10 protein-coding genes are annotated in these 13,123 nt (G+C 42.5%); all 10 read right to left on the bottom strand.

Annotated features, from left to right (window positions below; genetic code table 11):
* Nucleotides 1-85 precede the first annotated feature (85 nt).
* On the bottom strand, nucleotides 86-793 hold the full coding sequence (locus tag I579_RS08715; protein ID WP_010753974.1) for a glycosyltransferase family 2 protein: 708 nt from the start codon (nucleotides 791-793) through the stop codon (nucleotides 86-88).
* The gene (locus tag I579_RS08710) at nucleotides 790-1,629 is read right to left on the bottom strand and encodes a glycosyltransferase (RefSeq protein ID WP_233419263.1); all 840 of its coding nucleotides are present in this window, start codon (nucleotides 1,627-1,629) and stop codon (nucleotides 790-792) included. The genes I579_RS08715 and I579_RS08710 overlap by 4 nt, the downstream gene beginning before the upstream one ends.
* Nucleotides 1,614-2,390 carry a glycosyltransferase family 2 protein gene (locus I579_RS08705; RefSeq protein ID WP_010753976.1) on the bottom strand — a complete coding sequence of 259 codons (777 nt, stop codon included), beginning with the start codon at nucleotides 2,388-2,390 and terminating at the stop codon, nucleotides 1,614-1,616. The genes I579_RS08710 and I579_RS08705 overlap by 16 nt, the downstream gene beginning before the upstream one ends.
* A 182-nt stretch (nucleotides 2,391-2,572) precedes the next feature.
* Nucleotides 2,573-4,978, bottom strand: a complete 2,406-nt coding sequence (locus I579_RS12560) for a L,D-transpeptidase family protein (RefSeq protein WP_010753977.1) — start codon at nucleotides 4,976-4,978, stop codon at nucleotides 2,573-2,575.
* A gap of 174 nt (nucleotides 4,979-5,152) precedes the next feature.
* A complete protein-coding gene (gene asnS, locus I579_RS08695) occupies nucleotides 5,153-6,451 on the bottom strand; it encodes an asparagine--tRNA ligase (RefSeq protein WP_010753978.1) in 1,299 nt (432 codons plus the stop codon).
* Nucleotides 6,452-6,614: 163 nt separating this feature from the next.
* Complete coding sequence (locus tag I579_RS08690) at nucleotides 6,615-7,805, bottom strand: pyridoxal phosphate-dependent aminotransferase (RefSeq protein WP_010753979.1); 1,191 nt, start codon at nucleotides 7,803-7,805, stop codon at nucleotides 6,615-6,617.
* 16 nt (nucleotides 7,806-7,821) lie between these two features.
* Nucleotides 7,822-8,325 carry a cell wall elongation regulator TseB-like domain-containing protein gene (locus I579_RS08685; protein ID WP_010753980.1) on the bottom strand — a complete coding sequence of 168 codons (504 nt, stop codon included), beginning with the start codon at nucleotides 8,323-8,325 and terminating at the stop codon, nucleotides 7,822-7,824.
* A 114-nt stretch (nucleotides 8,326-8,439) separates the two neighbouring features.
* Nucleotides 8,440-11,250 carry a helicase C-terminal domain-containing protein gene (locus tag I579_RS08680; protein WP_010753981.1) on the bottom strand — a complete coding sequence of 937 codons (2,811 nt, stop codon included), beginning with the start codon at nucleotides 11,248-11,250 and terminating at the stop codon, nucleotides 8,440-8,442.
* 151 nt (nucleotides 11,251-11,401) lie between these two features.
* The gene (locus I579_RS08675) at nucleotides 11,402-11,602 is read right to left on the bottom strand and encodes a cold-shock protein (protein ID WP_010753982.1); all 201 of its coding nucleotides are present in this window, start codon (nucleotides 11,600-11,602) and stop codon (nucleotides 11,402-11,404) included.
* 224 nt (nucleotides 11,603-11,826) lie between these two features.
* Nucleotides 11,827-12,945, bottom strand: a complete 1,119-nt coding sequence (locus tag I579_RS08670) for a baeRF6 domain-containing protein (RefSeq protein WP_010753983.1) — start codon at nucleotides 12,943-12,945, stop codon at nucleotides 11,827-11,829.
* Nucleotides 12,946-13,123 lie beyond the last annotated feature (178 nt).

Below are 13,123 nucleotides of genomic sequence, written 5' to 3'. Positions count from 1 at the left end.
GCACACTTCCGTATTATCTCATGAAGCTTTTTATTTGTCACAACTTAATGCATTTTGAAATATAACTGTAATGAACAAAAGGCTTTCATAATCCATGTTTTAAGCTATTGCGAATAAGACTCATGATTAAATCCAGGCGCCAGATAAATTTTTGATAAAAGCTACTAGTAGATTGAATTTCACTGGCGTTTTCATTATGTCGGCGATAAAGTGTTAGCTGTTTCTTTACAAAAACTACTTTGTTGCGTGCTAACAAACCAATCCACATATCATGCATTGGTAATTTCTCAGGAAAAGGCAAAATTTTCTTTTTTAAATTACTACGAAACGCCATTCCCGCTCCGATATAGCCATTGCGTAGCAAATTATGAAAAAAGCCAATTTTCACTTGTCGATAATCAAAATACGAAGGTTCAATTGTCTCCAACTGGCTATCTACAATAGTTAAATCTGAAACAACTACTAAAGTATCAGGAGACTCAGTAAAAACTCGCACCATTTCTTCTACCTTATCTGGTAACCAAACATCATCTTGATCTGCTAAAAAGATCATGTCTCCCTTAGCATGAGCAATAGCCGATTCAAAATTTTTCACTACACCCAATCCTGGACCGGGATAGACCTTTACAATAGGATTATCTGAATAAGACGCCAAAATGTGACTAGTGTCATCTTTTGACCCATCATCCGAAATAATCAGCTCATCTTCAAGAGTTAATTGAGGCAAAATGCTATCAATTTGCTGACGAATATAGGCTTCTCCATTATAAGAAGCAAGACAAACTGAAATCATCTTTTTCCTCCTATTAAGTGCCACCATTCGATAATCGTACATCTCCAAAAACGTCGATTAGTGACAGTTAAAAATTGTTTTAGCGCACGTTTCAGCAAATGTCGACGATGCTGCTTTTTTAATGTCACAGCATATTCCCCATAAAACAAACGTTCCGCAGCTAAAATGGATTGGTAACGTGTAAACTTCAAGGTAGTATAATCGAGAACCGACAAACTATGCTGAATTTTTACTGGTAAAATTTGTACTTTTTTCCCGACATCGTTAATTTTCCAATACAACCAATGATCAAGAAAATCTAGAGGAAACTCTTCATTGAAGCCCCCGATTTCTTTTAAAAAACTCACTCGAAGAACGGATGCTGAGTTAATCGCCATTATTTCAGAGTATGAGCCTTCTTTAGGATAGATAGATTTTTTTGAAACATACTGATTAGAAAACACAGGCGAAATTTGCCGGTTACCAGAAAGAATTTGTGGAACCAATGAAACTACTTGGTCTGTAGGCTGCGCTTTTGCTATCTCATAAAAGAAAGACGAGGACAGCTTAGTATCTTGATCTAAGAGAACTAGCCATTCGAAGTCCTTAGCAAAAGATAAAGCTTGATTGTAGGCCGACGCCAGTCCGGGGTTCATGCTATCATGAATGTAAGTCACAGATTGTTCTTCAAAAAAAGATACCGTTTGTTCTTCTGGACTATTGTCGTAAATGAGCATTTCTACAGCATCCCGATGAACTAGGTTTTCTATACAATCACGGCTGGGAATATCAACCCATTTTTGCTTGTACAATACAATTACAATGTAAATTTTTTTGCCCATTAAAAAAAACGCCATCCCCACTTATTAAAGAATTTGATCATCGACTGAATAAAAATGACAAATAGTTTAAAACTACGGTGAGACCCCTTTCCATAATGATGCACAATTTTAGCTGAAGGTACATAAAGTAGAGAATCACCATCTGAAGCCAAGCGCAAGCATAAATCATTATCCTCAAAATACATAAAAAATCGCTCATCAAAACCACCAATTTTTTTGTATTTTTCTAGATCAACTAACATCAAACACCCAGATCCCATCTTAATAGCCGTATCTTCTGTATTAGATAAATTTCGACATTCAAAATCGCTCAACCGTTTTTCAAAGATTCGTTTAAGAGTTTTGCTAGGTAAAAACCGAAGAAGGTAATCAAAGACCGCTAATCGCTTTCGAATCAAATATTGCGGTGTGCCATCGGAATTATAAACACTCGGAAAGGCTGCCACCGTATTCGGTGTTTCCTCGATTTTTTGTAGCAGTACTTGAAGATCAGCTTCCTCGATAACAATATCGGGGTTACAAATCAAAGCATACTTTCCTCTTTGGTGTAAGAGAATTTCATTGTGCCCATGACCGAATCCAGTATTCTCACTACCTTCTATAATGTTTGCAAATTTGAATGACTTGAGTTTCTCAACATAAGCCGACTCCGAATGATTATCATAAACAAACAGTTCAAAGCGATCGTTCTTTTCCACAATACTTTGAAACTGATTCAAGGTCTCGAAAGCATCCGGACTATTATAAGTGACAATACTGATGATTATTTTATCCATCTACTTCTTCCTTATTTCAATCTCGTCGTTCAACAAGGGCTATTATACCATACTCATTCTTGTAGTAAATAAAGGCCACGAAATCACAAGTAAAAGCATAAGTTTTTCCTAATTTCCTTCTTTAGAATCAAAAAAGCCTGCAAGTAACCACTTGCAGGCCACGTAATAATTTAAAAGTAAACCTAGTAATAAATATGAACCGGTGTGTTATATGGCATATTGTAATAGAACCACTTCGCATCTGGAACCGATAAACGGATACAGCCATGAGAGGCCCGTTGTCCTAATTTTGCTGCTTCACGCAAATTAAAGACTGTTGTTCCCGGAGTAGCAATCGGAACCGTATGAAATAGATACACACCATGTCCATGGAAAGATCGATAAAAAGCTCCTCCAGATCCAGAATTCCAGAAATAGCTTCCTTTTTCAGCCTGAATTCTAAAATTGCCGTATGGCGTGCTATTTGTACTTGGCCATAAATTCATACCGGTCGAGCACAGCATCGTATACAAAGTCCTTGATCCTGAACGAATACGTACTCGCTGTTGACTAACCGAAACTGAAATATTTAGATTTGAAACATTCAAAGATGGGTATGGGCCATCTGTATTATACATCCAAAAGTTACTTTGAACATTTTCTGTTTCACTCGCTTTAACCCATCCTAAGTTTCCTCCAGGTGCCACAAGGAAGTAATAGCGTCCGCTTGTAGTATCAGCTTCTTTTATCGCTCGTCCCATATACCCCCGAAAGCGTGCCACACTAGCATTTTTGGTAGAAAATGGAGTTGGTTCATTGGAAAAAGCTGAATTACTGTTGTTATAGACCCTCACATAACGGCTAACTGCCTTAATGCTATTTATTTTATGAGTTACATAGCTTTGACTATTTTGAACAAGATTTGACCTTCCCTTCAAGAATAATACAACTTGAAGCCCTTCCGCTTGGTAGCGCATCCCTGTAGTTCCAGCATGCTCACCATTTTTAGCCCAACCTAGCCAACCTAGATTTTCAGTGTGAATACGGTAATAAACATCAAAATGCTTCGCAACTTCACCAGTCAACCGGATGTTCACCGCCTCAACTCTCAAACCTTGTCCAGTAGTACCAGCAATTTCTCCATTTTTTCGATAAGTTTGCCAACCATAATTAGCTCCATGAACGCGATACTCAACTCCTCCAGACATCGGCAAGTTATCTACAGACATTTTTAAAGCTTCAATTCTTTTGCCTCGACCAGTCGTGCCTGCAATATTTCCGTTAGTTTGGGTGCCTAAAGTCCAACCATAATCTTGCACATGAGCACTGTATCTGATATTCGGCTGTTTAAAAATGACATTTGGACGTGTCGTCGTGCCTGGAGCTATTCCTGTTTTTTCAACTAATCTAACTTCATAAGCTTCAATCCGATAATTAAAGCCTGTTGTTCCAGCAATCACATCATTTTTAGCCCAATCCAACCAACCAAAGTCTTTCACGTGAACTCGATAATAGACATCGTATAATTGTGCTACTTCACCTACTAAGCGAATTTGTAAGGCCTCCAGCTGCAACTTTCTACCGGTAGTCCCAGAAATTGCTCCGTCTCTACTATAGGAAGACCACCCTAAATTCTCAATGTGACTGCGATATTCTATATCACCTGTAATACCAACTAAAGATAAATTTAGCTTTATCGCTTCTATCCGTCTAGCAACTCCTGTTGTCCCAGCAGTTGCACCATCTTTCACAGTATTTTGCCAACCAACAGACTCCACATGAGCTTGATACTGTACACTAGCGGAAATTTCTTGAATCGTCGCAGTATTTTTCACAGCAACTTGTTCGACAAAGGAATCCTTTCCGTTAGTCGGTGCTTCTTCAGATGCTGGTAGAATACAGATATTAATCTTTTCAATCCCACAACCGTATCCCATTGAACCAGCTATCTCGCCATTTTTTGCCCAGCCTAACCAGCTAAACTCCGAAGTGTAAACTTGATAGTAAACTGAATATTCTTCCCTTAGATTTTCTTTTAAGCGTAAAGCAAACGCCTCTAGAACATGCGTTTGATTGATTGGCTCTGAAAAAATAGCTTCATCACTGAATCCTTCCGCGTTCCAACCTATTTCACTGTAATGTCCCCGAAATTCCAGAATTGACTCTTCGCTACCTGCTTCCTGGTCGATTCCTCGCAACTTTAAACCTTTTATTGCTTCGCCATGATTATCAATATTCAATTGATTTTCTATTGCGTAATGCCAAATTTCATCCTCTAACTGATAAGCTAGTTGAAATCTAGTTTCATTTAGAGGCGAATCTTCAGAAGAACCCTGTGCTTCATTTTCTACTGATTCGCTACTAACTTGCGATCCATTACCAACTGGGGGGGTGATGGTATCCTTACTTGAGCTACTTTCCACAGCTTCGTTTGTGATAATGCTACTAGTTTCATTTTCTTTTTTTTCAATAGATGAGTCGGCCTTTGAAAAAATCTCCGAGCTCTCCTCCTGTAACTTTTCATCTGTAGCCCCTAACACAGGTACCACACCTTGCATCATGACCAAAAAGACTGCTAACCAACTAATTAACCTAATCCCTCTTTTCATCATTAATCCTCCTATCTGGAATACTCACTCATTTTCCGCAGAAACCCCTTTCACTTAATTATAAACGATAATAACTTATTTCAAAAACAATGAGAGTATTCTTTCTTCTAAATTACTTCTTTTTCTGCAAAAAAAACCCCTCAGCCAAAGCTAAGGGTTCTACTACACACTTTATTAAGGATAAATCCGGTTCAACAAGCGTGGGAATGGAATGGCTTCCCGCACATGTTCAATACCGGCTAACCACGTAACCGTACGTTCTAAGCCTAGACCGAAACCGGCGTGAGGAACGGAACCGTATTTCCGCAAGTCCAAATACCATGCGTATTCTTCTGGATCTAAGCCATGGGTTTTGATTTGTTCCAAAAGGTACTCATAATCCGTAGCCCGTTCGCTACCGCCGATGATTTCGCCGTAACCTTCTGGGGCAATCATATCCGCACAAATTACTACATCTTCTCTCGTTGGATGTGGTTTCATGTAAAACGGCTTGATTGCTTTTGGATAGTTCAAGATGAACACTGGGCGATCGAAGGAGTTAGCGATAAAGGTTTCATGTGGGGAACCAAAGTCATCGCCCCATTCAATTCCCTCAAACCCATTTTTCTTCAATAGTTCAATGGCATCATCATAGGAAATTCGTGGGAATGGCAACTGGGTGTATTTTTCGAGCACGTTGCGATCTCGTTCCAAAACATGTAGCGCATAGTCGCAGTTGTCTAAGACGCTTTGGACTAAGAATGCCACATACTGTTCTTGGACTTCTAGACTTTCTTCTTGATGAGCAAAAGCCATTTCTGGTTCAATCATCCAGAATTCAATCAAGTGACGACGAGTCTTGGATTTTTCAGCCCGGAATGTTGGACCAAAGGAGAAGACCTTGCCAAAAGCCATAGCCGCAGCTTCCATGTAAAGCTGACCAGATTGAGAAAGATAGGCTTTTTGATCAAAGTAGTTGGTTTCAAATAGGTCGGTGGTGCCTTCTGGAGCAGAGCCGGTTAAGATTGGGGGATCGATTTTCACAAAACCGTTTTGATTGAAGAATTCGTAAGTTGCCCGAATCAATTCGTTACGAATTTGCATAATCGCGTGTTGTTTTGAAGAACGCAACCACAGATGACGGTGATCCATCAAAAAGTCGGTCCCGTGTTCTTTTGGTGTAATCGGATATTCGTGGCTTTCCCCTACGACTTCAATACCGGCAATACCGATTTCGTAGCCGAATTTAGAACGGGTGTCTTCCCGAATTTCACCGGTGATTAGCACAGCGGTTTCTTGGTTTAAGTTTTTAGCTAATTGGAAGGTTTCTTCCGCTACTTCACTTTTTACCACTACCCCTTGGAAATAAGCGGTACCGTCTCGTAATTGGAGAAATGCGATTTTCCCACTGGAGCGTTTATTCGCCACCCAGGCACCGATTTGCACGGTTTGGCCTACGTGGTTCTTGGCATCAATAATTTGAATTCTTTCCACAGTTGTCTCTCCTGTCTTTTTGTTATCAAAATCGATTGTAATCGTTTCGCGGCTATTTTTCAACAACCAGTCCTTTTTTCTTCAGGATAAACCGGGGATTTTCCTCTTTGCTTCCTATTCCTACAAAAAAACCGCCAACTATTTTGGCGGTTAACAAGATACGTTATTTCAAGCGTTTTTTCTCGACAAAGGCAGTAATGCGACGAACGGCCTCTTCCAAGGTATCCCAGTCTGCAGCGTAGCTAATCCGGAGATTTTCCGGAGCGCCAAAGCCGGCCCCGGTTACGGTAGCCACCAGTGCATCTTCCAACAAATCATTGACGAAGGTCGTGACATTGTCATAGCCACACAGTTCCATCGTCCCTGCCATATTGGGGAAGAGATAAAAAGCGCCTTGTGGCTTGGTCAATTTCACCCCAGGAATCGCCGCTACCAGTGGATAGAGTTTATTCAATCGTTCTTCAAAGGCTTGTCGCATGAGTTCCACGGAGTCTTGCTCTCCTGTTAAGGCTTCTAAAGCCGCGTACTGACTGGCAGCTGTTGGATTACTAGTAGATTGGGATGTGATTTTAGCCATGGCGGCGATGATTTCTTTATTCCCAATAGCAAAGCCAATCCGCCAACCGGTCATGGCATAGGTCTTAGAGACCCCATTAATGACGATGGTATTTTTGCGAATCTCCCGGCTAACTGTGGCCATTGGTGTAAAAGTATTGCCGTTATAAACCAAACGACCGTAAATATCGTCGGCGATAATCAACAAGCCGTGCTCCACAGCCCATTCTCCAATCGCTCGCAGTTCGTCCTTCGTATAAATCATCCCCGTGGGATTTGATGGAGAATTCAATAAAACTGCCACGGTTTTTTCGGTACGAGCCGCTTCAAGCTGGGGCACAGTGACTTTAAAATCTGCTTCTTGCAGACCTTCCACAAAAACCGGCACCCCTTCTGCCAACTTAACTTGTTCCGCGTAGCTGACCCAGTATGGCACCGGGATAATCACTTCGTCTCCTTTATCCAAAATAGCTTGGAACAAAGCATACAAAGCGAACTTAGCCCCATCCGTCACGATAGTTTCTTCAATCCCGTAATCCAAACCGTAATAGGTCTTCATGTAATCGACCACCGCCCGACGCAATTCGGGAATCCCGGCAGCTTGCGTATAAAAGCTTGCTTCCCCGCTGCGAATGGCTGTCACAGCTGCTTCGCGAATGTTTTCCGGCGTCGGAAAGTCCGGCTCTCCCACAGTCAGGCTCAAGACGTCATAGCCCTCTGATTTTAATTGTTTGGCTTTCGCTGCTGCTGCCAAAGTGACCGATGGTTCCAATTGCATTGCCCGTTTGGATAATTTCATGAAGATCCTCTCCCTTTTAGATATCGCTGACTTTCTTGATTTCTTCACCTTTATCAAAAGATACTAACACGTAATTTACCTTCCCAGAATCAGAAGTCGTGGTGACTTCCCAGACGGGGGCTTCTTTGTAAATCCCTAATTTGGCTTGTTTGACCTTTTCTTTTGGATAAGCTTTAGCCACATTTTGCATAGCGGCTAACTCACTAACACCATCTTTTTGGTTTAAAACGGTGACTTTATTGCCGTCTTTGGGCACGATGACCGCAATCTCATTGCCCTTTTTGTCTGCTCCCAACAAACTAAAATACGTCTCATCTCGAGTAAACCAATAAAAATCCGAAACTTTCGTTAAATCGGTGTACTTCTTGGCAATAGCCGTCGCCTCTTCTTCTGCTTGGGCATAGGGGCGATTGCTGCGGTACATCACTGTGACGAAACCGACAATCAAAGCTAGTAACACCAAGATTAGTGTCACCAAGCCCCATTCTAAACGACGATCCTTCTTTTCTGTTGTTGTCATCTAAATTCTCCTGACTACTGGCAAAAGCCTGAGAAAACACGAACATTATTTCGAAAACAAATTATTTCAGCCGTATTTTCAGGTGATTTCATTATACCAGATTTTTTTGCATATTTACTCATTTTTTTCGCTGTCGGTAGCTTTTTTTAACCAAGATAGCTTTTCTTCTAGCTGTTTGATGGAGCATTCTTGAGCTTTGACCTTCTTAGGAAAGGCCTTCGTCAAGCGGTGCCCATAATAACTGGTGACCAACCGGCGATCCAAAACAATCATCACACCACGATCCTGAGGGCTGCGTACCAAGCGTCCATATGCTTGGCGTAAACGCAGAGCCGCCTGAGGGAGTGCAACTTGACTAAAAGGATTCAAGCCTTGTTCTTCCAAATAACGATTGCGGGCTGCCACCAAAGGCCGCTTAGGATTTTCAAAGGGGAGTCTGGTCACAACCAATACTTCCAGTTGCTCTCCCGGCAAATCCACCCCTTCCCAAAAACTATCCGCACCTAACAGGACACTGTCTTTGGAACGACTGAAGCGTCGCAACAGTTTTTCCCGACTGCCTCCCATACCTTGGGCCAAAATCTCCCGTCCTTCCACAAGAAACTGTTTGTGTAACGCACTGTACACCTTTTGCAAAACATCGTGAGCGGTAAAGAGGATCAAAATTGGTCGAGACACACTGCGAATCAGTCCTTCAATGGTTCGAATCAAGTACGCGTCGTATTCTTCTGGGCTTTGTTCATTGATGAGTGGTCCTTCTGCAGGCACCAATAGCTGAGTTTGTGTTCCATAATCAAAAGGTGCCGGTACCACTTTTAAAGGCGCCTCCGGGATGCCCAAACGACGACTGATATAGTGCTGATTGCCACTGACTTTCAAGGTACCCCCAACGTACAGAATCTTTTCATATCGAGGATACCACTTAGTGCGTGGCAACAAAGGAGCGGCCAAGTCCAAAAGCTGACACTCCCCTGTCAGACGATTTTTATCCGGTACTAAAAAGTGAACAAGTTCTTGCCGCCAGTCTGTTAACCAGTTTTTCATCATCAGTCCTTGCTCATTGACACTAGCCAGGTACTCCTGAAAGTCAGTCACGAGTAATTCTTCAGTAGTGGTCATGGTCAGCTCGGCATTTTGACTGGCTTTGCGTAGTTCTCGGCTCAACCAAGCCGCTTCTTCGTAATACAACAAGATTTTACTCTTGGCTTTTTGAGCTTCTAAAGGCAGCGACATCATTTGCTCTTGGGTGATTACGATTTCCTCAGAGGTAGTCGTTTCCTCCAGTAATGCGGTTAAGAGGATTTCTTGATTTTCCACTAAACCTTGTAACTCTTGGGCGTAAATTCCCAAGTGAGATAGAAACTGCGGTTGGCTTTCAAAAAGTGCCGCCACTTGTTCAAATAAGCCCTTTTCCGCGGTCACTTGATGCATACTTTTGCGAAATGCCCCCGTGGCCACGCACTGGCGCTCTGCTTGCTCACAACTTGTGGCCAAGTGATGGGCCTCGTCGATAATCAAATAGCGACTTTGGGGTAAAAAGGGTTCCTTGCGCAAGGATTCCCGAGCTAAAAAGGCATGATTGACGATTAATAAATTACTAGCTTTCATGCGTTTACTTAAAAAACGCAGAAAATCATGGGCATAAAAAGGACTGTCCTTTTCCAAACTAGCCAATCCACGATGACAGACATCTTGAAAGAAAGGATGTTTCAAGGAAACGAGGTTTAACTCATCAAAATCCCCTGTGGTCGTTTGGGTCAACCAAACCAAAGTTGCCATTTGATACAATTGATACTGTTTTTGTTGGGGAGCCGTTGTGAGCTTGGCTTGAAAGCGAGCCAAGTCTAAGTAATGCCGCTGCCCTTTAATCACCGTACCTACTAAAGGCTGCGGTAAGACGGCATTGACCTTAGGCACATCTTGGGTCAGCAGTTGATCTTGCAATAACAAAGAGGCCGTGCTGACAACTAAAGGTTGCTCTGGTGTCGCCAAATACGCCAAGGGCAACAGATAGCCGATAGTCTTCCCCATTCCGGTAGCAGCTTCAATCAAGAGATCCTTTTGCGTCGGCTTTTTATCTGGCGTATCACTTGCAGGGGCTACTTCAGGGGCAAAATGCCGGTACACCAAGTTCATCAAGCGAGCTTGTTCCTTATAAAATACCAACTTGTCTCCAAATAGTTTTTCTTTGCCTCGCTTTTTCAGAGGAAAGTTTTTTTCATATAGATTATAGGAAAAAAACGGCACGGTTTTCCTCTTTAATGCAATCCCAGAAACAACCATCAACTCCTCAGGTAACGGTGTCGTCAACTGGCGCATCTCTTGGGTGACTTTTTTAATAAAGGTTCCCGTCTGCATCCCCATATGACTGGCAAGGCGTGCAATCTGCTCCATGGTCACCAAAGGCAATGAGCGCATAACGGACTCGATATACAGGAGCAACATAGCCGTCACTTCCGCATCACTATCGGCTTGGTGGGGATTTTCATGGGTCAAGCCGAAACGATTGGCCAAGTCCATTAAGCGAAAGCTCGGTTCTTTCGGCAAAAAAATCTGGGCCAATTCCACCGTATCAATGCCGGGAATCGTAAGTTTCGGCATCCCACAGCGCAAAAGCTCATGGTTCAAAAATTGATAATCAAAATAAATATTGTGGGCCACAAAGACCGTATCCGCTAAAAGGTTTGATAAAGTCGGAGCGATATCTTCAAAATACGGCGCCCGTTGCACTCGGGCATTGGTGATTTTCGTTAAATTTTGAATCTGTTTGGGAATCATCTTATTGGGATTCACATCGGTGGCAAAGCGATTGATGATCTCCCCATTTTTTACCAAAACGCAGCCAAATTGAATGATCCGATCCGTTTGTGGATCTGTTCCGGTAGTCTCAATGTCTACCACCGCATAGATTTGATCATTTTTCACGATTGGCCACCTCACTTTCACATCGAGGAAAATTATACTACAGCATGTTGGCTACAAGCAACCAATGGTCCAACTGCTCGCCCGCAAATCCGGGGCAAATAAAAAAAGCCTGACGGGAAAAAACCGCCAGACTCATGATTGACAAATAAAATTACGCTTTAACAACGTTTGTTGCTTGAGGGCCACGTTGACCTTCTTCAACATCGAAAGTCACTGCTTGACCTTCTTCTAAAGTTTTGAATCCGTCGCCTTGGATAGCTGAGAAGTGAACGAATACATCGTTGCCGTCTTCCGCAGTGATAAATCCGAAGCCTTTGTCAGCGTTGAACCATTTTACAGTACCTGTTTGCATGTTAAGTATCCTCCTGGTGGGGTTTTCCCACGTTTTGATTGTGCAATTTCATGTATCGGGTGTTCATGGGAAAGATGTTTACCAAACAAACCTACCATAAGATCCCTTAACAAAAACTACAACTCATATTGTACCATAGAAAATAGTCCCTGCCCAATCTTTTTGCACTTCCTTAAAAAGCTAGCCCGAGAAACAAGTTCTCGGGCTAGCTCAAAAGTGACTTTTTAGTAACGGAGAATAGCTGTTAGGCTCTTTTCATCCGGCGCATCTTTTTGCGCTAAGAGATGGGCTTCCCCACCGTTTTTCAAAGTATTGATAACCAACGTATTCAACACTTGCCGGCGGTCGTACTCCGTATCGGGATCTTCCCCGAAGCCATCCACCAAGTTCGATGTGGCAATAAATAAATTAGCCACCCGCCCTTCTTTAGAAGCCGGTAAAATATCCACCAACTGATCCATGAATTTCTTATCCAAAAGTTTTTGATAACCCGCTACTTCTTTTTCAGCCAATTGCTTACTAATTTCTGCAATCACTTTTTCCCAGTCGCCATTACTGATGTTAGCCGGAGAACTATCAACGGCCGCGTCGGTACTAAAGAACGGTGCTTTGGCATACTTTTTAAACATGGTTTGGTTTTCCGGTAAAGCAAAGAGGTACAAAGGGTAACCGGCAGCATTGTCCAAGTCTTCTCGTAAGAAGGTGTCGACAGCTTGGTAGTAATTCTTCCAGTCGATTTCCACCTCTTCATCTTTGGCATTCACCCCGTGATAAGCCGCTTCTTGGGCGCTATTTTGCCCCCCTTGGGAACGATAATTCAAGTTGCCTCCAGTGATTTCTTCCCCTAAAGCCGTGGGTACATCCACCGGTGCCCCTTCTGGTAAGTCCACTGAATGAATTTGACCATTGTCCACGAAGTACAAGGCCATGGAGTCACGATTTAAAGCCAAAAGATAATAGGTATAGTTAAACTGGGCATTGCGAATCGCCCCTAAAACATAAGGCGTATCCCCCACATAGTATTGATCATCAATCGGGATTTGCAAGCGATGAATCCAAGTATCTTGCGCCGTCACAAAGACCGCTACACTTTTAGAAGCACTGCGCCAGAAGGATTGGTCAGCTAAAATGGCATCGAGCTTCGTCTGATAGTTGTTCCAGTCTTCAGCGGGATACTTTTTCTCAAAACGCTTTTTCGCTTCTTTTGCAAAATTCTTAAACTTGATCTGATCTTTTTCCACATCTTGATGGGCCACGTGGGTGTTGAGCATGATTGACACAAACGGTCCCAATGTATCTGCTCCGGTCAGTTCTGCCAGTAATTCTTTGCCTACTTTCGTCATAAGCGATTCCCTCCTATTGTGGATACTCTCAGGTGAGCCACTTCCTCTATCAAGCAAGAAAGCCTCACGCTAATTAAAGTTTAACACGCTTACATTTTTCAAGAAAGCAAAACGATTAGCGCCAATCAATCAGCCACTTTTCAATGCTTTCCTTGTGTTTCCTGAGATTTTTTCCCAC

Origin of the sequence: Enterococcus asini ATCC 700915 (assembly GCF_000407365.1) — a bacterium.
Classification (GTDB): Bacteria; Bacillota; Bacilli; order Lactobacillales; family Enterococcaceae; genus Enterococcus_C; species Enterococcus_C asini.
The sequence above is the reverse complement of the archived record's forward strand: the minus strand, read 5'-3'. Positions and strand labels throughout refer to the sequence as shown.

Coding starts and splice junctions, on each gene's coding strand:
- I579_RS08710 (WP_233419263.1), bottom strand. CDS start 1,629: ATGGCGTTTTTTTTAATGGGCAAAAAAATTTACATTGTAATTGTATTG.
- I579_RS08715 (WP_010753974.1), bottom strand. CDS start 793: ATGATTTCAGTTTGTCTTGCTTCTTATAATGGAGAAGCCTATATTCGT.
- I579_RS12560 (WP_010753977.1), bottom strand. CDS start 4,978: ATGAAAAGAGGGATTAGGTTAATTAGTTGGTTAGCAGTCTTTTTGGTC.
- I579_RS08690 (WP_010753979.1), bottom strand. CDS start 7,805: ATGAAATTATCCAAACGGGCAATGCAATTGGAACCATCGGTCACTTTG.
- I579_RS08670 (WP_010753983.1), bottom strand. CDS start 12,945: ATGACGAAAGTAGGCAAAGAATTACTGGCAGAACTGACCGGAGCAGAT.
- I579_RS08675 (WP_010753982.1), bottom strand. CDS start 11,602: ATGCAAACAGGTACTGTAAAATGGTTCAACGCTGACAAAGGCTTCGGA.
- I579_RS08685 (WP_010753980.1), bottom strand. CDS start 8,325: ATGACAACAACAGAAAAGAAGGATCGTCGTTTAGAATGGGGCTTGGTG.
- I579_RS08705 (WP_010753976.1), bottom strand. CDS start 2,390: ATGGATAAAATAATCATCAGTATTGTCACTTATAATAGTCCGGATGCT.